Source organism: Lentzea pudingi (assembly GCF_014646255.1).
Classification (GTDB): domain Bacteria; phylum Actinomycetota; class Actinomycetes; order Mycobacteriales; family Pseudonocardiaceae; genus Lentzea; species Lentzea pudingi.
Map to the genome: position 1 here is coordinate 14,614 of NZ_BMNC01000011.1, position 20,843 is coordinate 35,456.

The following is a 20,843-nucleotide window of genomic DNA, read 5'->3' on the forward strand; positions in this document are numbered from 1 at the left end:
CTCCTAGTTGGTCCACCGCTTGGCGGCCGCCTGGGTGAGGCGGTCGAGCATCACGCCCAGCACGACGATCGCGAGTCCGGCCGCGAGCCCCTTGCCGTACAACTGTCCCTGCGAGAACCCGGCCACCACGTCGTAACCGAGCGCGCCGGCGCCGACGAGACCGCCGACGACGACCATCGAGAGCACGTAGATCAGGCCCTGGTTGGCGGCGAGCGTCAACGCACCGCGCGCCATGGGCAGCTGCACCTTCACGATCGTCTGCCACGAGCTCGACCCCAGCGCGGTGGACGCCTCGACGGTCGCGGGCGACACCGCGCGGATCCCGTCCGCGATGATCTTGATGGCCACCGGCGCCGCGAACACCACCGCGGCGATGATCGCGGTGAAGCGCGACGCGGAGAACAACGCCAGGAACGGCACCAGGTAGACGAAGGCCGGCATGACCTGCGCGGCGTCGAGCACCGGCCGGATGAACCGGTCGGCCCGCCTGCTCCGTCCCATCCAGACACCGACGACGATCCCGAGCAGCATCACCAGGATCGTGGCGACCAGCGTGGACGCCAGCGTGATCATCGAGTCCTGCCAGAGGCCGGTCGCGATCAGCAGGGCGATGCACACGGCCGAGACGATCGCGGACCGGACACCGCCGACCATGAACGACAGCGCCACGACCACCAGCGCCACCAGGAACCACGGCGACTCGGCCAGCAGCGCCTGCAGCGGGTTGATCAGCGCGAACGTGACGAAGTCCTTGAAACCGCCGGTGAGCACCGGAAGCGAGTCCTGCGCCCACTCCGTCACGGCCGTGGCGCCCTTGTTGATCGAGCTGCCGATCTCCACGTCCGACTGGAACTCCGCCGCCCACAGGTAGGTGTGGGAGAGGTAGACGCAGACGCCCGTGACACCGAGCCCGCCGAACAACGCCCAGCGCGGGAGCTTGCGGCGTTCGCCCGCCGCGGCGGTGGTCACGCGGTCCAGCACGATGGCCAGCACCACGATCGCGAGGCCCGCGTTGAACGCCGTGCCGACGTCGAGGGTCTGCAGCGCCTTCACGACGGTCTTGCCGAGGCCCGGCGCGTCGATCAGCGCGGCGATCGTGACCATGGCCAGCGCGGCCATGATCGTCTGGTTGACGCCGAGCACGATGGTCTTGCGCGCGGACGGCAGCAGCACCTTCACCAGCGTCTGGTTCCGCGTCGCGCCCAGGGACTCACTCGCCTCGACGGTGTTGCGCGGCACCGAACGGATGGCGTGCGCGGTGATCCGGATGGCGGGCGGAGCCGCGTAGATCAGCGTCGCGATCGTCGCACTCGCCGGACCGATCAGGAAGAACAGCGTCAGCGGCGCCAGGTAGACGAACGTCGGCATCGTCTGCATGAAGTCGAGCACCGGCGTCAGGACCCGGTTGGCCCGATCGGACAGTCCCGCCCAGATGCCCAGCGGGATGCCGGCGAGCAACGAGATCACGACCGCGGCCAGCGTCAGCGAGAGCGTGTCCATGCTCTCCTGCCACAGACCCTGCAGGCCGAGGAACACGAAACCCGCGACGGTGAGCAGCGCGACCCGCCAGCCGGCGACCGCGAGGCTGACGAAGCCCGCGATCGCGACCACGCCGAGCCAGCCGATCACCGGCACGGGCCGGCCGAACGACGGCTGCGCGATCAGGGCCTGGATGAACGTCACGAACTCGTCGATGACGAGCCGGATCTCGTTGAAGAAGTACAGGAAGACGGGGTTCGAGTTCCTGGACGCGCCGACCGCGTCGTTGACGCCGTTGATCCAGCGGTGCAACGGCGTCAGGTCGGCGGCGCCGAGCGCGAGCGTCCCGACGTTGCGGAACACCAGCCACAGCACCAGCCAGGCGACGACGATCGCGGCGAAGATCAGCGACTTCTTGTGCTGGAACAGTCGGGGGAGCTGCCGAGGGGCAGCGACGGCGACCACGTCACGCCTCCCCGGCCACGACCCCGAGGATCTCCTCGTCCGCGACCACACCGAGCAGTTCGCCGTCCCGCACGACCTTCACCGGCTTGTCGGCGCCCAGCACGCTGCGGACGGCCTCGCGCACCACGGTCTCCGGCGACAGCTCGGGGCCGTCGAGCTCGTCGTCCGGCCGCGGCGGGCGCATGATCCACTTCAGGGTCAGCACGTGCGACTTCGGCACGTCCCTCACGAAGTCGCGCACGTAGTCGTCCGCGGGTGCGCCGACCAGCTCGTCACCGGTGCCGACCTGCACGACCTTGCCGTCGCGCATGATCAGGATGCGGTCGCCCAGCTTGAGCGCCTCGCTGAGGTCGTGGGTGATGAACACCATCGTCTTGCCGACCTCGCGGTGCAGCCTGATGACCTCGGACTGCATGTCGCGCCGGATCAGCGGGTCGAGCGCGGAGAAGGGTTCGTCGAAGAACAGCACGTCGGGGTCGCCCGCCAGAGCGCGCGCGAGACCGACCCGTTGCTGCATACCGCCGGAGAGTTGATCCGGATAGGACTTCTCGTATCCGGACAGCCCGACGAGGTCGATCACCTCCTGCGACCGCTCGCCCCGTTTCGCCCGCGGTACCCCGCGGATTTCCAGGCCGTAACCGACGTTGTCGGCCACCGTCCGATGTGGGAGAAGACCGAAGTGCTGGAACACCATGGAGAATTTGTTCCTGCGCAGGTCGCGCAGACGTTTGGCGTCCGCGTCGAGAATGTTCTCGCCCTCGAACACAATCGTTCCAGCAGTGGGTTCCACGAGCCTCGTGAGACAACGGACCAGTGTGGACTTGCCTGATCCGGACAATCCCATGACCACGAACATCTCGCCGGGAGCGACGTCGAAGTCGACTCCCCGCACGGCGGCGACGGCACCGGTGCGGTCCATCAACTCCTGCCGTGACAACGCCTTGAGCTCGTCCGAGGCCACCAGTTGCGATGCGTTGGGGCCAAACACCTTCCACAGGTCCCTGACCGAAATCACGGGATCCACGCCAAACCACTCCGACCTGTTGCGGACTGCGCACACCGTTTCTCGATGCGCGACAGCATCGACCTTCGCACGAGTACGGTCAAGGGCTGATACAAATCTGATCCTTTGTGGACAACCGGTCATCCCATGACTTGACGCCGTCTGATCGAAGGGGAAAAGCTGAACGGACCGGTCTCATGCGCCGCTCTCTCCCCCTCCGATGAGGAGCTGTTCGTGCAAGCCCCCAGAATCGCTCTGGCTTTGACGCTCGTGTTGACAATTGCCGGATGTGGCGGTGGATCAACGGCATCACCGCGTTCCAGTTCGGCAGCACCCACCGAGCCCTGCGACTCCATCACCATCGCGGTCAACCCGTGGGTCGGTTACGCGGCGAACGCGGCCGTGGTCGCGTATCTCGCCGAGAAGCGGCTCGGCTGCAAGGTGACGAAGAAGGAAGTCGACGAGCAGACCGCCTGGCAGGGCCTCGACTCCGGCGAGATCGACGTGATCCTGGAGAACTGGGGTCACGAGGACCTGAAGCAGAAGTACATCGACGAGAAGCGCACCGCCGTGCGGGTCGGCCCGTCGGGCAACAAGGGTGTGATCGGCTGGTACGTGCCGCCGTGGATGAAGAAAGAGTTCCCGGACATCACGAACTGGCAGAACCTCAACAAGTACGCCGAGAAGTTCAGGACCGCCCAGTCCGACGGCAAGGGTCAGGTGCTCGACGGCGACCCGTCGTTCGTCACGAACGACGAGGCCCTGGTCAAGAACCTGAACCTGAACTACAAGGTCGTCTACGCGGGCAGCGAGGAGGCCAGCATCAAGGCCTTCCGCCAGGCGCAGGAGAAGAAGACGCCGCTCATCGGCTACTTCTTCGAACCGCAGTGGCTGCACCTCGACATCGAGCTGGTCAAGATCGAACTGCCCGAGTACACGGCGGGCTGTGACGCGGACGCGGCCAAGGTCGCCTGCGACTACCCGCGCTACGAGCTCGACAAGATCGCGTCGAAGAAGTTCATGGACAAGGGCGGCCCCGCTGCCAGGCTCGTGCAGAACTTCCAGTGGAGCAACGACGAGCAGGACACGGTCGCGTCGTTCATCGCGAAGTACAAGATGTCGCCCGACGAGGCGGCGAAGCGGTGGGTCGAGGCGAACCCGGACCGGGTCGAGGACTGGCTGACGAAGGCCAAGCCGTAACTTCCGTCCTCACCTCTTGTCCTAAGTCTTGCCGCGCGACCACCACTTCTCGTCGGGGCCGGAGATGTCCTCGACGCTGAGCCTGCGAACGGACCCCGCTCGCTTGAGCCGGGCCACCAGCTGGTCCTCGCGCTGCGCGAGCCGACGGTAGATCTCCACCGCGGAGGTCTCCCGCCGGCCGCGTTGTCCCTCCTGGGCGCGTCTCTCCACGGTGCGCCAGTTCCCGAGGAACTCGAGCGTCAGGTCGGCGACGGCCTGCCCGGCGTGCGCGGTCAGCGTGTCGGCGGGCGAGGCGAACCGTCCCGCGTGGAACGCCAGGTTCCTCGTGACGTAGAGCCATTCGAGCAGCGCGGCGGCGGTGTCCTCCTGTTCGCGCAGCCAGCCCGCGAGGACCTTCGAGTCCGCGAGCCGGGCGCGCCACAGTTCGGTGAGGTCCTGCACGAGCCCGCCCTCGCTCTCGGCGAGCGCGGTGATGGCCTTCTGGGCGGCGTCCAGGTCCGCGTTCGGGCGGTTGTGCTCGATGAGGACTTCGAGCCACGCGTCCACGGACTTCAGGTGGTGCTTCACACCGGTGGTCGGCACTCGCGCGTCGAGCGGTTTGCGCAGTTCGGTGTCGTGCGTGGTGAGCACGACGTGCAGGCTGACGAGGTGCTGCCGCAGCATCTGCAGCGCGCACGCCTTGGCCAGCCACGCGATCTTGCCCGGGTCGAGCCCGGTCGCCTCCAGCGCACTCCACGCGAGCCCGGCGCTGGCCATCGGCGCGTCGACCTGCCGCGCCAGGTTCGCCACCCGCATCGCACTGCGCAGCTCAGCCGGCCAGTACGCGGTGAGCGGGTAGGCGTTGCCGACCGTGCGCTGGTGCTCCGTGCCGCGCGTGACCCGCCCACCCGGCTCGCTGACCTGCCACACCGGTGCGATGTCCAGCTCGGTGAGCCGCTCCCCCGCCGCGTACTGGTCGAGCACCTCGCTGAGGATCCGGCGCCCCCGCAGCGCGGCCGTGTGCACGTCGGCGGCCACGACCGGCACCCGCACCAGCACCGACGACCCGTTGACGGCGTCCTTCAGGAAGTCGTCCTTCGGCAACCTGTTGCGGTGCAACGGCTCCTGCCGTGCACCGGGCAACAGCCCGTCCAGGTGCCTGAGCACCCGCGCACCCCTGACCACGAGCGCCACAACGTGCTTCCGCTCCTTCGGCCAGAGCACCTCGGAGAGGTCACCGGGCTTCTTGAGCCACCGCAGCAGGTCCGTCCTGAGCTGCCTGCCGTCCCGCCCGTGCATCGCCACGACGACCGCGACCTCGGCGATCATCCTGGCGCGCAACGGAAGCTCCACCCCGTTCCACAGTGGAGTGATCCACCTCCGCACGGCCTTGCGCAGCGCCCGCGGATCGAGCTTCGCCGCGGCGGCGGCCGTCACCAGGGGATCGAGCTTCGGGCCGTCGGCCACGATGGCGGCGTCGACCTGGACGAGAACCCTGCGCGCCTTGGCGAGCTCCAGTCCACCGCCGTGCGCGTAGGCGGGCTTGGCGGCGTCCATGCACGCGAGCGAGGTCGCGATGATGCGCCGTAACAGGTTCCACCGCGGCTGGTCCTCGGTGGCGTGGCTCTCCAACGCGGTCTGGGCACGCGTGACGGCGAGGACAGCGCTGTTGAGCCCCGCGACGTGCTCACCGAGGTGCGCGTCGGGGTCGAGCGCCCTCAGCACACCCTGCAGCAACGCCCGCTGCCCCCGGCCGAGCCCGGCGTCGTCGAACGCCCGCCGCAGCCGGTCGTCGAGGTACTGATAGCGCACGTGACGCACCATAGAGGTCATGGACAACCGGAAAGCGGTCTTCGCGGGCATCGACGGCCAGGCGCTGGCTGGCCGCCTCGAACTACCCGAGGGCGACATCACCGCCACCGCCGTCTTCGCGCACTGCTTCACCTGCGGCAAGGACTCGGTGGCAGCCAGCCGCATCTCCCGCCGGCTGGCCGAACGCGGGGTCGCGGTGCTCAGGTTCGACTTCACCGGCCTGGGCCAGTCCGACGGCGACTTCGCCAACACCACGTTCACGTCCAACGTCGACGACCTCGTCTGCGCCGCGAACCACCTGCGCGACACCATCGGCGCCCCGGCGGTCCTCATCGGACACTCACTGGGCGGCGCCGCCGTACTCGCCGCCGCACACCAGATCCCCGAGGTCAGAGCCGTCGTCACGATCGGGGCACCGTTCGACACCTCCCACGTCGAACACCTGCTCGGCCCGTCCCGCGAGAAGATCGAGGCCGACGGCGTGGCCGAGGTGCTGCTGGCGGGCCGCCCGTTCCGGATCAGCGACGGCTTCCTGCGCGACATCAACCAGCAGAACCAGTCCGCGTGCATCGCGGGCCTCGACCGCGCACTGCTCGTCATGCACTCCCCGCAGGACGACACGGTGGGCATCGACAACGCGAGGCTCGTCTTCGACTCGGCGCGGCACCCCAAGTCGTTCGTGTCGCTGGACGGCGCCGACCACCTGCTGACCGACCGCGCGGACGCCACCTACGTGGCGGAGGTGCTCGCGGCGTGGGCCGGCCGCTACCTGAGGTGAGCCGAAAGCCCTCGACCACGTGCTCCGTCGAGGGCTTTCGTCAACCGTCGGGGCGACAGGATTTGAACCTGCGACCCCCCGCTCCCAAAGCGGGTGCGCTACCAAACTGCGCCACGCCCCGGTTGCACCCAGCTTACCGCCACCCGCTAAGGTAGTGATCGCAGCCCCGCAAAGGGCGGCAACGCGGGCGTAGCTCAATGGTAGAGCCCTAGTCTTCCAAACTAGCTACGCGGGTTCGATTCCCGTCGCCCGCTCGCGACCGAGGTCGACCCATGTCTGCGGAGAACGCAGACCGGGTCGGCCTCTCGTCTTTCTTCTGGGGGCCGAGCCCCCAGACCCCAGCCGGGGCGGTCCCCGGACCCCCATCAAGTGGGGCGGGTCACCCTGCGAAGAGGGGGTCACGCCGAGGCGATGCCGATCTGCGTGTGGCGGTGCGTCGGGTGGTCGATTTCGTCGGCCACGGCCACCGCGAAGTCCTCGTAGGTCAGGGCGTCCGCCGGATCGGGCCCGCTCACCCGGTACCGGCCCGTGGACGTGCCGCCGAAGTTGCCTGCCGGGCTCATCGCCAGCCAGTCGGTAGCGGACGCGGCCAGCACCTCGACTCCTGCCGCGTGTCCCAGGCAGAACGGCTTGTGCTCGGCCGGGAAGTCCGGGTTGTCGAGGAAGCGGACGCCCGGCGCGGTCTCGAGCAGCGGGTAGATGCCGACCACGACGATCCGGCCCGCGCCGGACGCCACCAGGGCGCGGGCCGCTGAGGTGTAGAACTCCGCCGGGTCGCGGGAGAGGTCGACCACCGTGCTCACCGCGACGTCGGGGCCCGCCGCCGCCTCCGCCGCGGCCTCCACGCCGGGGTCGCGGCCGATCCTCGTGACCTCGTGGCCGCGGGACTGCGCGACGGCCGCGATCTGCAGTCCTGCCTTGCCGGACGCACCGAAAACAACGATCTTCGCCATGAGCGCGAAGGTAGGGTGCCGGCAGCCGGTTTCCGCAACGATATCGGGGGTGAGCAGGTGGGATGCACGCACGAGCTGCCGTACCAGATCGGTGACAAGTGGACCGCGCACGTGTTGCGGGGGTTGCAGGACGGGCGTCGGCGGTTCGGTGAGTTGCGGGCCGGGATGTCCTGGGTGACGCCCAAGGTGCTCGCCGAGACGTTGCGGGCGATGGAGCGCGAGGGCACGGTTTCGCGCGAGGCGTTCGAGGAAAACCCGCCGCGGGTCGAGTACGAGCTGACGGCGCACGGGCGCAAGGTGCTCGGACTGCTCGACCTGTGTTGTGACTGGGCCCGAGAGAACCTGGTGGAGACGTGAGGCTCGAACAGATCGTCATCGACAGCAACGATCCGGCGAAGCTCGTCCGGTTCTGGGCGGAGCTGCTCGGCGGTGAGCCGGTGCACCGCGAGCTCGGGTGGGCGCACGTCGAGCCACCCGGTGGCGTGCGGATGTCGTTCCAGCCGGTGCCGGAGCGCAAGGACGTGAAGAACCGGTTCCACCTCGACTTCGAGGTCGACGACATCGAGGCGGCGGTCGTGAAGGCGGTCAGCCTCGGTGCCACCCGCGAGGGTGTCGTGCACACCGACGAGCAGGGCAGCTTCCAGGTCATGCGCGACCCCGAGGGCAACGAGTTCTGCTTCGTCCGCTGAGGACCCGCCTAGTGAACGGCGCGCCAGAGCGCCTCACCGAAGCGGATCGCGAGGACCAGGAGCAGGACGCCGATCGCGAAGCTGATGAGGCACCGGACGATGACCAGCAGTGTGGTGCCCTTCATGCCGTCATGGTTCATCGCCGCCGGGGAGCAGCAACAGAGTCCATCGGGACCAATACGATGCCGTTGTGACCGACTGCCTGTTCTGCCGCATCGTCGCGGGCGAGATCCCGGCGACCGTCGTGACGGAGACCGAGACGACGCTCGCGTTCCGCGACATCGATCCCAAGGCGCCCACGCACGTCCTGGTGATCCCCAAGGAGCACCACACGGCGATCGGCGACGTCGACCCGGTGCTCGCGGGGCAGATCCTCGCCACGGCGGACCAGGTCGCGAAGTCCGAGGGCGTCGACTCCTCCGGCTACCGCCTCGTCTTCAACACCGGCGAGGACGGCGGCCAGACCGTCTTCCACGTGCACTGCCACGTCCTCGGCGGACGCGGTCTCACGTGGCCTCCGGGATAGCCATCTCCCGCACGAACCGGGCGTCGACCGGGTCTCCGTGGCCCGGCACGACGATCCGCGGGTCGAGCTCCAGCAGCAGGTCGAGGACGTGGCGCCAGTTCGACGGCGTCGCGTCCGGACCTGCCTGAGCGGCCGCGCCCTGCTCCACCAGGTCGCCCGCGAACACGACTCCGGCGTCCGGCACGTGCACGACGACGTCGTGCGAGGTGTGCGCGGGACCGAAGTGGTGCAGGTCGACCCGGCGGCCGCCGACGTCGAGCGTGACGGTGTCGCGGAACGTGTGCGTGGGCGCGACGAGCGTGCCCTCGAACGGGTCGTCGTAGTACCTGGCGCGGTCTTCGAGCAGCGACTCGTCCACCACGCAGCCCTCGTGCGCCCACACCTCGCACGGCAGGAACGCCTCGGTGGCCAGCACGTGGTCGAAGTGGTTGTGCGTCAACACGATCCGCGACGGCCGAACCTCGCGCGCCAACGCCGGGTCCATGCCGGAGTCGACGAGCAGCGAGTCACCCGGCCCGGTGACGAGGCCGAGGGTCAGGTCCAACTCGGTGTGGCGGCGCACGAACACTCCGGGCGCGATCTCGATCACCCGGCCCTCCCCTCGACCAGGAGGCCGTCGGAGAGGACGGGCACCGCGCCGCTCACCCCCACCTGCAACGCGAGTTCCACGTCCGCCGCGTGGCCGTTCTCGATCAGCTCCCGCCCGGAGCCGCACTCCCTGACGACCTTCTCGACGTCACTGTTGACGTACGCGGCGCGGGCGAGTCGCGCCTCCGGCGAGGCCTCACCCGTCAAGGCCGCGAGCACGGCACCCGCACCCAGGTGGTCCTCGATGCACGGACGCAACGGCCCGAACTCCCGGGGCCCTGACTTGAGGATGTCGAGGCCCCACCGCTCCCCGCCGGGGATCACGCCGATGGTCCCGCCCAACCCCTGCGCGTGAGCGGCGACCGCCTCGGCGTTGCGCAGGCACGCCGCGAGCACGTGGGCCCCGGTCTCCGCCGCCAGCCTGCAGAGGTTCGAGCCGTTCGGCGACGGCAGGTCGACCACTCCCGTCGCGTCCACGAGTGATGCTGGTCGCAACGTCTTCCCCGATTCGGGCTTCCACCGCGACGGCCGCACCTGGCCGCCGTTGCCCACCACCAGGTCCACGGACGTCGTGAACGACAGCACGTCGACGACTACCAGCACGTCACAGTCCCGCAGCGCGTGGACGCCCTCGGGCCCCCATTCCAGCCTCAGCTGGTACCCCTCCTGGCTGAACACACCCACCAGCGTGTCAGACTCCGTGACGTGCGCGTTTATCTGGCAGCAGACCACGCGGGCTTCGAGCTGAAGTCCCACCTGTCCACGGCTCTCACCGAGCAGGGTTACGAGGTCGTCGACGTCGGTGCCCACGAGTACGACGCCCAGGACGACTACGTGTCGTTCTGCGTCGACGCGGCCGAGAAGGTCGTGGCGGACCCCGGCAGTCTGGGTGTCGTGATCGGCGGCTCGGGCAACGGTGAGCAGATCGCCGCGAACAAGGTGAAGGGCGCCCGCGCCGCGTTGGCGTGGAACGTCGACACCGCCCAGCTCGCCCGCCAGCACAACGACGCCCTGCTCGTCGGCATCGGTGCGCGCCAGCACACGGCCGAGGAAGCGACTGAGATCGTGTCGGCGTTCCTGAAGACGCCGTTCTCGGGCGAGCCGCGCCACCAGCGCCGCATCGACCAGGTCAGCGCGTACGAAGACAAGCGTGCCTGAGGGCCACACGCTGCACCGTCTCGCGCGGCTGCACCAGCGCCGGTACGCGGGCAAACCCGTAGCCGTCACCAGTCCGCAGGGGCGCTTCTCGGCGTCCCTTGTGGACGGACGAAAGCTGCTGCGCGCCGAGGCCCACGGGAAACACCTGTTCCACGTCTACGGCCCTGACGCGATCGTGCACGTCCACCTCGGGCTCTACGGCACGTTCACCGAGTCGCCGCTGCCGGTCCTGCTGCCCGTGGGCCAGGTCCGCATGCGGATGGCCGGCGAGACGCACTGGACGGACCTGCGCGGCCCGACCGCGTGCGAGGTGCTGAACAAGGCCGAGGTCAAGGCGATCCAGCAGCGGCTCGGGCCCGACCCGTTGCGCCGCGACGCCGACTCGGACCGCGCCTACGAGCGGATCATCCGGTCGAAGCAGTCGCTGGCCGTGCTGCTGATGGACCAGAGCGTCCTCGCGGGCGTCGGCAACGTCTACCGCGCCGAGGTGCTGTTCCGGCACAACGTGAACCCGCTGCTGACCGGCAACAAGGTCAGCCGCGAGCTGTGGGACGCGATCTGGGCGGACCTCGTCGTGCTGATGAAGGACGGCGTGAAGGTCGGCCAGATCAACACCGTCCGCGCCGAGCACATGCCCCGTGCCATGGGCCGCGCGCCACGCGTGGACCGGCACGGCGGTGAGGTGTACGTCTACCGCCGTGCCGGGGAGCCGTGCCTGGTCTGCGGCACCGAGGTCCTGACCACCGAACTGGCGGCCCGCAACCTCTTCTGGTGCCCTGTCTGCCAGCCCTGAAATTTTTTGGCCGGGGGCTTTGGGGGTGCGGCTGGAAAGTGCTCAGTTGATGAGCACTTAGAAGTCGAACCCGCCCATGTCGCCGAAGTCGAAGCCGCCGGAGTCGGGGATGTCGGCCACGTCGGAGGCGCCGCCCATGTCGCCCATGCCGACGTCGCCCATGCCGACGTCGCCCATGCCGTAGTCGCCGACGCCGTGCATGCCGGAGAACATGGCGTCCATCAGCAGGAACGTGCCCACGCCCCATGCGCCGGCCACGAGCGCGGGCTTCCACCACGGCTCGGAGTACCAGCCACGCGGCACCGGACGTCCGGCGACCATGCCACCGGGGTAGTAGTAGGGCGTGCCCTGGCCGGACTGCGCCGACGCGGCGTACTGGTGGCCCTCGACGCTGACCTGACGGTCCTCGCTGACGGCACCCGCCTGCTTCTGACCCGCGCTCTCGGGCAGCGCGGGACCGGGGTCCATGCCCATGGCCTCCCGCGCCGCGCGCACGTAGTGCAGGCCTTCCATCGCGGTCTCGGTGACCAACCTGGCCTGCGGGATCGTACGGGCCTGCTCCATCTGGGACCCGGCGGCGGTGAAGCGCTCGGACGCGTCCGCCATCGCCTGCGTCGACGCGGTGTTGCTGCCGGTGAGGCTCATCACCTGCCCACCCAGCCGCTCGACCCAGCGGCGCGCTTCCGCCTTGGCGTCGTCGAGCTCCCGCGCCTTGCGCGCGTTGCTCTGGCTGACCAGGTAGAACACGCCTGCGACCAGCAGTACCAGCACTACGACCCACACGATGGTGCCCACGGCTTTACCTCCCACACCAGGTGAACCGTCAACGAGCGAGCACCGCCGTGAGTTCCGTCAGAACACCTCGGGGCAGTGCGGCTCGTGTGTGCCGAGGAACGCAATCGTCAGCGCGTCCACGTGTCCGGGCGTGTGCTCGACCACGCGGTGTGCGCGCCTGAGCACGGAAAGCCGTGCACCACCGAGAAAAGCGCTGCCGAGTGCGGCGATGTCCAGCGACACGTCCGCCGCGTCCTCGGTGCGCGCGACCGTCGCCTCGCCGCCCTTGACGGTGAGGCGCCACTTGCCGGAGTTCCACGGGCAGAACGAGTCCTCGACCTCCAGCACACTGTCCACATCGGACGAGTACGTGCGCAGCGGCAGGGCGCGGTCGATGTCGACGATGCGCATCCACAACGCGTCCGAGGCTTCGCGGCGGACCTTCCGCGGGTTGTCGACCATGTGCAGGATCGGGTCGTCCCAAGCGGTGTAGAAGGAGATCGACGCGGCGAGGTCCATGTCCAGCAGGAACCGGTAGAGGTCGGCGTAGGCCTGTTCGGTCGTGCAGACCAGCTCACGCACGTGCAGTTCGTTGGCCGGTCCGCTCGGGTCGCCGTTCGCCTTGACCCGGAAGACCACGTAGCCCTCGGGATGCAGGCAGTAGCGGTACGAGGTGAGGCCGTCGCGGTCGACCTCGCGGTCCGCGAGCTGCACGTCCCAGGTGTGCTCGACGCGGCTCAGCCAACCGACCCGCGTGCTCCACACCTGTTCGTAGAACTCACGCATGACGGGGAGCGCTTCTTCTCGCGACACCTGACGGATCCGTGTGTCGCTGACGTGCACGTTGGGATGGAACGGCATACGCGTGGGCATCGTGAGCATGGCAATGCTCGTCGCGTACTCGCCGTAGCCGAACCTGCGGTAGATGGAGCCTTCCGACGCCCACAGCATCGCGAGCGGCTCGCCACTCTCGTGCATGCCGTGCAGCTGTGTCTTCATCAGCAACGACGCCACGCCACGACGCCGATGACCGGGCTTCACCCCCACCACGGTCACCGCGCCGGCCGGGGCCTGACGACCACCCGGAACCGTGATCTCGCGGGTCAGGACCCCGCCGGTGCCGATCATCTCGTCGCCGTCGAACACCGCGTGCGCCCGGTCCCGTTCGAGGGCCTTGAGCCACTTGCTGTCCTCCCCCAGCGCGTCGCCGAGGAAGGCCCAGGCCATCACCCGCTGGAAGTCGGGGAGGTCGGATTCGCCGATGGTCCGGATGCTCAGCGCAGAGTCAGCCATGCCAGCAGTGATACGCGGGTGCGGCGCGACTCGCAGCCCAATTACCGCTGGACCGACTTGACCTCGCAGAACTCGTCGAGCCCGAACTTCCCGAACTCACGCCCGTTGCCCGACTGCCGGTACCCGCCGAACGGCGCGCTCGTGTTGAACGCGGCGGCGTTGATGTCGACCTGCCCGGTCCGCAGCTTTCTGGCGATCCCGAGTGCGCGCTCGGTGTCTGCGGAGAACACGGCACCCGCGAGCCCGTAGATGGTGGAGTTCGCGATCCGCACCGCGTCGGCCTCGTCGGTGTACGGCATGACCGACAGCACCGGCCCGAAGATCTCCTCCTGCGCGATCGTCATCTCCGGCGTCACCCCGCCGAACACCGTCGGCGCGACGTAGAACCCCTGCGGCAACGGCGCGTCCGGCCCACCGGCGGCCAGCGTCGCGCCTTCCTCGACACCCTTGCGGATGTACCCGACGACCCGGTCGCGCTGCGCCTTCGACACCGCCGGCCCGATCCGCGTGGACGGCTCCCCCGGATCCGCCGGCACGTACTTCTTCGCGGCCTGGGCGGCCAGCTCGACGGCCTCGTCGTGCCGATCCGCCGGAACCAGCAGCCGGGTCCACGCGCTGCACGCCTGCCCGTTGTTCATGAACGAGTTCGCGACCGCGATCTTCACCGCCCGCCCGAGGTCGGCGTCGTCCAGCACGACGCACGCGGACTTGCCACCCAACTCGAGCGCGACCCGCTTCACCGTCTCCGCGGCCACCGCCGACACCCGGCGCCCGGCCTTCGTGGAACCGGTGAACGACACCATGTCCACGTCCGGATGCGCGGCCAACGCCTCGCCGACCGTTCCCCCGGTGCCGTGCACCAGCTGGAACACGCCCTCGGGCGTGACCTTCGCGACGATCTCGGCCAGCAGGTCGGCCGTGTGCGGCGCGAGCTCGCTGGGCTTGAGCACCACGGTGTTGCCCGCCGCGAGCGCCGGCACGACCTTCGCGACCATCTGCTGCAGCGGGAAGTTCCACGGCGTGATGGCCGCGACCACCCCGATCGGCTCGCGGAAGACCAGCGAGTTGCCGATCTCCTCCGGCTCGAAGTAGCCGCCCTCCACGACGTCGGCGACACCCTCCGCGATGGCGACGGGGCTCACGACCTGCACCTTCTGGCTGAAGGTGAGGGGCGTGCCCATCTCGCGCGTCATGGTCGCCGCCAGTTCGCCGGATCGCTCCCTCAGCCCCTCGATGATCGCCCGGACCACCTTCGCCCGCTGCTCCGCCGAGGTCTCCGACCAGGCCGGGAAGGCCCTGACCGCGGCGGCCACGGCGGCGTTGACGTCGGCCGGGGTGCCCTCGGCGAGCGTGCCGATGACTTCCTCGGTGGCGGGGTTGACGACCTCGATCACGAGAGCCTCCAGGCGGATGTGACACCAATTCGCTGACAACGGGTCAGCCTGTCACATCTGAGGGCGGGGGTCACGCGCGCCAACGGCCAGGGGCCCTGACCCGCGACTTCGACGTGGTGGTGTGCCATGTCGTCGACGCTAGCCAGGACCCCTGACAGAAAACTCAGGCAAAGCCCGCGAAGGCGTCAGCTGAAGTCGAGGTCACCCGAACGGGTCCGCTTGAGCTCGAAGAAGTACGGGAAGCCGGCGAGCATCCGGGCGCCGTCGAAGATGGTGCCCGCCTCCTCACCCCGCGGGATCTTCGTCAGCACCGGGCCGAAGAACGCGACGCCGTCGATGTGGATGGTCGGCGTGCCGACGTCCATGCCGACCGGGTCCATGCCGCGGTGGTGCGACGCCCGCAGCGCCTCGTCGTACTCGGTCGAGTGCGCGGCCTCGGCGAGCTCGGCCGGCAGCTCGGCGTCGGCCAGCGCCAGCTTGATGACCTCGTCGAAGTCCTGGTTGCCCTCGTTGTGGATGCGCGTGCCCATCGCGGTGTACAGCTTCGGCAGCACCTCGTTGCCGAACTTCTGCTCCGCGGCGATGGCCACGCGAACCGGGCCCCAGCCCTTGGTCATGAGCTCCCGGTACTGCTCGGGCAGGTCGCGGCCCTCGTTCAGCACGGCGAGGCTCATCACGTGGAAGCTCAGGTCGATGTCGCGGACCTTCTCCACCTCGAGGATCCACCGGGAGGAGATCCAGGCGAACGGGCAAAGAGGGTCGAAGTAGAAGTCGACCTTCGCCTTGTCGGTCATGCGTGCCCCTTTAGTGACGGTCGGTGGCGTTATCGCCCCATCAGCCCAACCAGATCACCCTGTCATCTCTTCCCGAGCGCCGGTTCCGTGATTGGATGCGGGAGTCATAACCATTCCCGACGACGTCAGCGCGTAACCAAACGCGTGGCAGACGAGGTGACCAGTGGCCGCGCCCAACCTCACCCGCGACCAGGCTCAGGACCGTGCTGAGCTGCTGGAAGTGGAGTCCTACCGGATCGAGCTGGACCTGACCGACGGTGGCGGAAAGCCCGGTTCGGACACGTTCCGCTCCACCACCACAGTGGTGTTCCGCAGCCGGACTCCGGGTGCTTCCTCGTGGATCGACATCGTGGCGGCGACCGTGCACCGCGCTGTGCTCAACGGAAGCGAACTCGACGTCTCCGGGTACCGCGAGGAGGACGGCGTACCCCTGCCGGACCTCGCGGAGACCAACGAGCTCACCATCGAGGCCGACTGCCGGTACATGAACACCGGCGAGGGCCTGCACCGGTTCGTCGACCCGGTCGACGGCGGCGTGTACCTGTACTCCCAGTTCGAGACCGCGGACGCCAAGCGCATGTTCGCGTGCTTCGACCAGCCCGACCTCAAGTCCGTCTACTCGATGAAGGTGACGGCGCCGCACGACTGGAAGGTCATCTCCAACGGCGAGATCACCGCCACCGAGGACGGCGAGGGCGGCGCGGACGTGCACACGTTCGCCACCACCAAGCCGATGTCGACCTACATCGTGGCCCTGGTCGCCGGTCCCTACGCGGAGTGGCGCGACGAGTTCGTCGAGGGTGACTTCCGGATCCCGCTCGGCATCTACTGCCGCGCCTCGCTCGCTCCCCACATGGACCACGAGCGGCTGTTCACCGAGACCAAGCAGGGTTTCGGGTTCTTCCACAAGGCGTTCGGGGTGCAGTACCCGTTCGGCAAGTACGACCAGTGCTTCGTGCCGGAGTTCAACGCGGGCGCGATGGAGAACGCGGGCTGCGTCACGTTCCTCGAGGACTACGTCTTCCGCAGCCGCGTCACCCGCTACCTCTACGAGCGCCGCGCCGAGACCGTGCTGCACGAGATGGCGCACATGTGGTTCGGCGACCTGGTGACCATGCGCTGGTGGGACGACCTGTGGCTGAACGAGTCGTTCGCCACCTGGGCGTCCGTGCTCGCGCAGGCCGAGGCCACCGAGTACCGCCAGGCCTGGACGACGTTCGCGAAGATCGAGAAGTCGTGGGCGTACCGGCAAGACCAGCTGCCGAGCACGCACCCCGTGGCCGCCGACATCTCGGACGTGCAGGCGGTCGAGGTCAACTTCGACGGCATCACCTACGCCAAGGGCGCCTCGGTGCTCAAGCAGCTCGTCGCGTACGTCGGGCTGGAGAACTTCCTGGCGGGCCTGCGGGTCTACTTCGCGAAGCACGCCTGGGGCAACGCCACGCTGGCCGACCTGCTGGGCGCGCTGGAAGAGGCGTCGGGCCGTGACCTGTCGTGGTGGAGCGCGCAGTGGCTGGAGACGACGGGCCTGAACCTGTTGCGCCCCAAGTTCACCGTCGACGCGCAGGGCAGGTTCACCGAGTTCGCCGTGCTGCAGGGTGGCGCGCGTCCGGGTGCCGGCGAACTGCGCACGCACCGCATCGCGATCGGCGTCTACGACGACGACGGCTCGGGCAAGCTCGTCCGCACGCACCGCCACGAGCTGGACGTGACGGGCGACCGCACCGAGGTCCCCGAACTGGTCGGCGTGCACCGCGGCAAGATCGTGCTGGTCAACGACGACGACCTCACGTACTGCACGATGCGCCTCGACCCGGACTCGCTGGCCGGGCTGATCGACCACATCTCCGACATCGCCGAGCCGCTGCCCCGCACGCTGTGCTGGTCGGCCGCCTGGGAGATGACGCGCGAGGCCGAGCTGAAGGCCCGCGACTTCGTGAACCTGGTGCTCGGCGGCCTGGGCTCCGAGTCCGAGGTCGGTGTGGTGCAACGGCTTCTGCTGCAGGCGCAGACCTCGCTGTCGTCCTACGCGGACGACTCGTGGCGTGCCGAGGGCTGGCGCCGGTTCGTGGCGAAGGCGCTGGAACTGGCGCAGGCGGCCGAGCCGGGCTCCGACCACCAGCTGGCGTTCGTGAACGCGCTGGCCTCCTCGGTGCTCGACGATTCCACTGTGGACGTCCTGCGCGGCTGGTACGACGGCTCCGCCGAGCTGGAGGGCCTGGAGGTCGACACCGACCTGCGCTGGCGCCTGCTGCAGGCCCTCGTCGCGCACGGCAAGGCCGGTCTGCCGGAGATCAACGCCGAGGAGGAGCGCGACCCGACCTCCACCGGTCACCGCCGCGCCCAGTCCACCCGTGCGCTGCGCCCCACGGCCGAGGCCAAGGACGAGGCCTGGGACCGTGCGGTCAACGACGACGACCTGCCCAACGCGGTCAGCGAGGCGATCATCGCGGGCATCTCGCACCCCGGCCAGAAGGAGCTGCTCGCGCCGTACGTCGAGCGCTACTTCCGCGACGTGAAGGGCGTGTGGGACCGCCGCACCTCCGAGCGCGCGCAGTCGATGGTCGTGGGCATGTTCCCGGCGTGGTCGATCACGAGGTCCACTGTGGACGCCGCCGACGCGTGGCTGGCCGACGAGCACCCGCCTGCCCTGCACCGCCTGGTGTCCGAGGGTCGCGCGGGCATCGTGCGGGCCCTGGCCGCCCAGGAGTTCGACCGCTCCTGACGTAGTGCTCGTGAAGCCCCGCAATGTGTTCGCGCGTTGCGGGGCTTCGCGTTAGCGTCTCCTGGGGAGGTCCGGTGAGGTTTCGCTACGAGGTCGTGCGCTGGTGGCTCGACGACGGCGAGTTCGTCGACGAGGTCCTGGCACGGGTCGTGGACGTCGACGGTCTGTTCGCCGATCCCGTGCCGCCCGAGCGCGAACGGCTGGTGCTGCGCGGGTGCACGGCCGCGGCTGCCGAACTCAGCGGCGACTTCCACCTCGGCATCTCGGGCTCGCAGTGGTGGCTCCTGGCCGATCTGGTCGTGCACGCCGAACTGCCCGGCGGTGATCTCGTCGCCAGCGCCTGCGTGACCCAGCTGATCGACGGCGACTTCCACACGGCCCCGACCTACACGCTGTACAAGGACCTGCGCGAAACCGGCACATGCCGTGTCGTGGAAGGGTTTCCGCGCTCGTTCGAGAGCGTCTGGCCGCCGGTGACGCTCATCGGCTGCGACAACCCCGGCCGCATCCGGCCCGCGGAACCCGACCCAGACCGAGGCCCGTACGTGGGGTTGCGCGCGCTGGACCGCGACGGCCGGATCGTGACGCACGCCGGGGTGGCGCTGGACGTCGCGTCGGTGCACCCGTCCGCTGCGGGTGAAGGACTCTTCGACGTCGTGCTCGACCAGTCCCGCTACAACGACGACTGGGTGGTGGGCCAACGCCCCACTCCGGCCGCTCGCGGGGCGTGGCGCGTCTGGATGGAAGGCGTTCCGGCCGAACGGAACCTGTGGGCGCCGCTGAGCCCCGAGGGCCGCATGTGGTGGAACGAGATCGCCGCCAAAGCACCCCGCACGCGTCCCACGGCCGGGGTGCACCACGTCGACGGCAGGCACGCCACGGACGAGTTCGGCCTGCACCTCGCGCTGAGCGAGGCACTGGTCGGGCCCGGCCGGTTCCTGGGCAGCGTCTACGCGATCACCGGGATGTACGAGGAGTGGTGGTTCGTGCCGGGCATCACGCTCGTGTGGCACGAGCCCGGCGTGGCGTTCCAGGCCATGCCCGACTACTTCCTCGGACTGCTGAAGAACCTGCGGCGCAACGGGGTCGACGTGGTGCTGGAATCGTCCACACCGGACCTGGCCGACCGCCTCGACCGGTGCGTGGAGCTCGGCGCGTTCGTCGACCGCTGGATCGCCGGCTGGGCCAGGGCGGAGCAGGTCGAGCCGCACGACCTGCTGGACAACTGGCACGTCTGGGCCGATCTGCCCGGCCGGGAGGAGGAACGGATCCTCGCGGGTGACGCGAACGTGTCGCAGCACGCCGAGGACGTCGAGCTCCAGTCCGTGCCGACCTGGCTGACGGTGGCGACGGACTCACCGGACGAGGTGACGCAGGTGGTCGAGCAGGCCGGGCTGGTCGCGCGCGGACGGGAGACGTTCCTGCGGCGCGGCCTGTTCGACCACCCCGCGCCGAAACCTCCCGACGGCTACTCGGTGCGCGTGAGGCCGGAGGACGACGTGATCGAGGTCGTGGTGACGTTCGAGGGCGAGGAGGCCGCGAGCGGTCTGATCGCCGTCGTGGGTGAAGACGCTGTGCCGCACCGGATCGCGACCAAACCGGAGCACCGGCGGCGCGGGCTCGGCAGCGTCGTGATGGGCGTGCTGGCGAGGGAAGCGGTCAAGGCGGGCGCGAACGAGGGACTGCTGTTCGCGACCCCGGACGGCCTGCACCTGTACCGGAAACTGGGCTGGGACACGATCTCCGACGTCGTGATCGCGGCCAACGGCGAGAGGAAAGCATGATCGGCGAACTGGTGGAACGCTGGCACCGCGGCTGGATCGCGGCCGACGGGCTGACGTCGGCATGGCGTGACGGTCACCTGGTCGTCCACGTGAACCGGTCGCACCGGATGTACGAGTGGATCGCCACAGACGACACGCGGACCCGTGCGATCGCCGAGGTCGTCGCCGCCAGCGCGGAACCGAGCTGGCTGAGCGTTCCCACGCACTCGCCGGCGAAGGCGGTCGCCGAGGTGGAGGCCGCCGGCCTGGTCGTCGCACGGCCGGACGAGACGTTCATGCGACGCCCGCTCGCCGGCCACCCGTTCTCCGCACCACCCGCCGGCTACTCGGTGCGGGTCACCAGGGACCCGGTGGTCAAGGTCGAGGTGCTGGCGGACGACGAGGTGGCGGCCAGCGGGCTGATGGCCGTCGTCGGTCAGGACGCCGTCGCGCACCGCATCGAGACCGCGGAGGCACACCGCCGGCGTGGGCTCGGCAGCGTCGTGATGGGAACGCTTGCGCGAGAGGCGGCGCGGGACGGGGCGACGACCGGGTTGCTGTTCTCGTCGACCGAGGGCGTGCACCTCTACCGCAGCCTCGGCTGGGAGAAGATCTCCGACCTCGTGGTGGCGCGCAACGAGGTCAGCGCGTGAAAAACGCCCCCGGCGGCGTGCCGG

20 protein-coding genes and 2 tRNA genes are annotated in these 20,843 nt (G+C 69.3%); 11 read left to right on the forward strand and 11 right to left on the reverse strand.

Annotated elements, in window-relative coordinates; genetic code table 11:
* Positions 1 to 3: 3 nt before the first annotated feature.
* Both IEY88_RS30485 and IEY88_RS30490 read right to left on the reverse strand, forming a co-directional pair.
* On the reverse strand, positions 4 to 1,944 hold the full coding sequence (locus tag IEY88_RS30485; protein ID WP_189158345.1) for an ABC transporter permease: 1,941 nt from the start codon (positions 1,942 to 1,944) through the stop codon (positions 4 to 6).
* A gap of 1 nt (position 1,945) precedes the next feature.
* The gene (locus tag IEY88_RS30490) at positions 1,946 to 2,959 is read right to left on the reverse strand and encodes a quaternary amine ABC transporter ATP-binding protein (RefSeq protein ID WP_229693924.1); all 1,014 of its coding nucleotides are present in this window, start codon (positions 2,957 to 2,959) and stop codon (positions 1,946 to 1,948) included.
* 222 nt (positions 2,960 to 3,181) lie between these two features.
* Between IEY88_RS30490 and IEY88_RS30495 the strand changes: the two genes are divergently transcribed.
* On the forward strand, positions 3,182 to 4,147 hold the full coding sequence (locus IEY88_RS30495; RefSeq protein WP_229693925.1) for an ABC transporter substrate-binding protein: 966 nt from the start codon (positions 3,182 to 3,184) through the stop codon (positions 4,145 to 4,147).
* A 21-nt stretch (positions 4,148 to 4,168) separates the two neighbouring features.
* Here IEY88_RS30495 and IEY88_RS30500 read toward each other — a convergent pair whose 3' ends face one another.
* The gene (locus IEY88_RS30500; RefSeq protein ID WP_189158347.1) at positions 4,169 to 5,938 is read right to left on the reverse strand and encodes a hypothetical protein; all 1,770 of its coding nucleotides are present in this window, start codon (positions 5,936 to 5,938) and stop codon (positions 4,169 to 4,171) included.
* Between the two features lie 19 nt (positions 5,939 to 5,957).
* On the opposite strand from IEY88_RS30500, the gene IEY88_RS30505 reads away from it, so the two are divergent.
* Complete coding sequence (locus tag IEY88_RS30505; RefSeq protein WP_189158348.1) at positions 5,958 to 6,716, forward strand: alpha/beta hydrolase family protein; 759 nt, start codon at positions 5,958 to 5,960, stop codon at positions 6,714 to 6,716.
* A gap of 47 nt (positions 6,717 to 6,763) precedes the next feature.
* On the opposite strand, the gene IEY88_RS30510 is transcribed toward IEY88_RS30505, so the two are convergent.
* Positions 6,764 to 6,837 (reverse strand) — tRNA-Pro (locus tag IEY88_RS30510).
* Positions 6,838 to 6,899: 62 nt separating this feature from the next.
* Between IEY88_RS30510 and IEY88_RS30515 the strand changes: the two genes are divergently transcribed.
* A tRNA-Gly gene (locus tag IEY88_RS30515) sits at positions 6,900 to 6,970 on the forward strand.
* 144 nt (positions 6,971 to 7,114) lie between these two features.
* Here IEY88_RS30515 and IEY88_RS30520 read toward each other — a convergent pair.
* Positions 7,115 to 7,669, reverse strand: a complete 555-nt coding sequence (locus tag IEY88_RS30520; RefSeq protein WP_189158349.1) for an NAD(P)-dependent oxidoreductase — start codon at positions 7,667 to 7,669, stop codon at positions 7,115 to 7,117.
* A 57-nt stretch (positions 7,670 to 7,726) separates the two neighbouring features.
* On the opposite strand from IEY88_RS30520, the gene IEY88_RS30525 reads away from it, so the two are divergent.
* The 3 genes from IEY88_RS30525 to IEY88_RS30535 all read left to right on the forward strand — a co-directional run bounded on the left by IEY88_RS30525 (position 7,727) and on the right by IEY88_RS30535 (position 8,884).
* Positions 7,727 to 8,026: a winged helix-turn-helix transcriptional regulator gene (locus tag IEY88_RS30525; protein ID WP_229693926.1), complete on the forward strand. Its 300-nt coding sequence runs from the start codon at positions 7,727 to 7,729 to the stop codon at positions 8,024 to 8,026.
* Complete coding sequence (locus IEY88_RS30530) at positions 8,023 to 8,358, forward strand: VOC family protein (RefSeq protein ID WP_189158350.1); 336 nt, start codon at positions 8,023 to 8,025, stop codon at positions 8,356 to 8,358. Before IEY88_RS30525 ends, IEY88_RS30530 begins: the two co-directional genes overlap by 4 nt.
* A 190-nt stretch (positions 8,359 to 8,548) precedes the next feature.
* On the forward strand, positions 8,549 to 8,884 hold the full coding sequence (locus IEY88_RS30535) for a histidine triad nucleotide-binding protein (protein WP_189158351.1): 336 nt from the start codon (positions 8,549 to 8,551) through the stop codon (positions 8,882 to 8,884).
* On the opposite strand, the gene IEY88_RS30540 is transcribed toward IEY88_RS30535, so the two are convergent.
* Positions 8,865 to 9,473: an MBL fold metallo-hydrolase gene (locus IEY88_RS30540; RefSeq protein ID WP_189158352.1), complete on the reverse strand. Its 609-nt coding sequence runs from the start codon at positions 9,471 to 9,473 to the stop codon at positions 8,865 to 8,867. The two genes, IEY88_RS30535 and IEY88_RS30540, sit on opposite strands and share 20 nt — an antisense overlap.
* A complete protein-coding gene (locus tag IEY88_RS30545; RefSeq protein WP_373294219.1) occupies positions 9,470 to 10,150 on the reverse strand; it encodes a 2-phosphosulfolactate phosphatase in 681 nt (226 codons plus the stop codon). Before IEY88_RS30545 ends, IEY88_RS30540 begins: the two co-directional genes overlap by 4 nt.
* Positions 10,151 to 10,177: 27 nt before the next feature.
* On the opposite strand from IEY88_RS30545, the gene IEY88_RS30550 reads away from it, so the two are divergent.
* Together IEY88_RS30550 and IEY88_RS30555 are read left to right on the forward strand one after the other, a co-directional pair.
* Positions 10,178 to 10,630 (forward strand): ribose-5-phosphate isomerase, encoded by a 453-nt coding sequence (locus tag IEY88_RS30550; RefSeq protein WP_189158354.1) that lies wholly within the window; start codon positions 10,178 to 10,180, stop codon positions 10,628 to 10,630.
* Positions 10,623 to 11,423 (forward strand): Fpg/Nei family DNA glycosylase, encoded by an 801-nt coding sequence (locus tag IEY88_RS30555; protein WP_189158355.1) that lies wholly within the window; start codon positions 10,623 to 10,625, stop codon positions 11,421 to 11,423. Before IEY88_RS30550 ends, IEY88_RS30555 begins: the two co-directional genes overlap by 8 nt.
* A gap of 57 nt (positions 11,424 to 11,480) precedes the next feature.
* On the opposite strand, the gene IEY88_RS30560 is transcribed toward IEY88_RS30555, so the two are convergent.
* The 4 genes from IEY88_RS30560 to IEY88_RS30575 form a co-directional block, all read right to left on the reverse strand.
* A complete protein-coding gene (locus tag IEY88_RS30560) occupies positions 11,481 to 12,218 on the reverse strand; it encodes a hypothetical protein (protein WP_189158356.1) in 738 nt (245 codons plus the stop codon).
* Positions 12,219 to 12,275: 57 nt separating this feature from the next.
* Positions 12,276 to 13,490: a GNAT family N-acetyltransferase gene (locus IEY88_RS30565; RefSeq protein ID WP_189158357.1), complete on the reverse strand. Its 1,215-nt coding sequence runs from the start codon at positions 13,488 to 13,490 to the stop codon at positions 12,276 to 12,278.
* 41 nt (positions 13,491 to 13,531) lie between these two features.
* On the reverse strand, positions 13,532 to 14,884 hold the full coding sequence (locus tag IEY88_RS30570; RefSeq protein ID WP_189158358.1) for an aldehyde dehydrogenase family protein: 1,353 nt from the start codon (positions 14,882 to 14,884) through the stop codon (positions 13,532 to 13,534).
* Positions 14,885 to 15,069: 185 nt separating this feature from the next.
* Complete coding sequence (locus tag IEY88_RS30575) at positions 15,070 to 15,678, reverse strand: mycothiol-dependent nitroreductase Rv2466c family protein (protein ID WP_189158359.1); 609 nt, start codon at positions 15,676 to 15,678, stop codon at positions 15,070 to 15,072.
* A 163-nt stretch (positions 15,679 to 15,841) separates the two neighbouring features.
* Here IEY88_RS30575 and pepN point away from each other — a divergent pair, with 163 nt between their 5' ends.
* The 3 genes from pepN to IEY88_RS30590 all read left to right on the forward strand — a co-directional run bounded on the left by pepN (position 15,842) and on the right by IEY88_RS30590 (position 20,819).
* A complete protein-coding gene (pepN, locus tag IEY88_RS30580) occupies positions 15,842 to 18,403 on the forward strand; it encodes an aminopeptidase N (protein WP_189158360.1) in 2,562 nt (853 codons plus the stop codon).
* Between the two features lie 74 nt (positions 18,404 to 18,477).
* Positions 18,478 to 20,187 (forward strand): GNAT family N-acetyltransferase, encoded by a 1,710-nt coding sequence (locus tag IEY88_RS30585; RefSeq protein ID WP_189158361.1) that lies wholly within the window; start codon positions 18,478 to 18,480, stop codon positions 20,185 to 20,187.
* Positions 20,184 to 20,819: a GNAT family N-acetyltransferase gene (locus IEY88_RS30590; protein WP_229693927.1), complete on the forward strand. Its 636-nt coding sequence runs from the start codon at positions 20,184 to 20,186 to the stop codon at positions 20,817 to 20,819. The genes IEY88_RS30585 and IEY88_RS30590 overlap by 4 nt, the downstream gene beginning before the upstream one ends.
* The last annotated feature ends 24 nt before the right edge of the window (positions 20,820 to 20,843 follow it).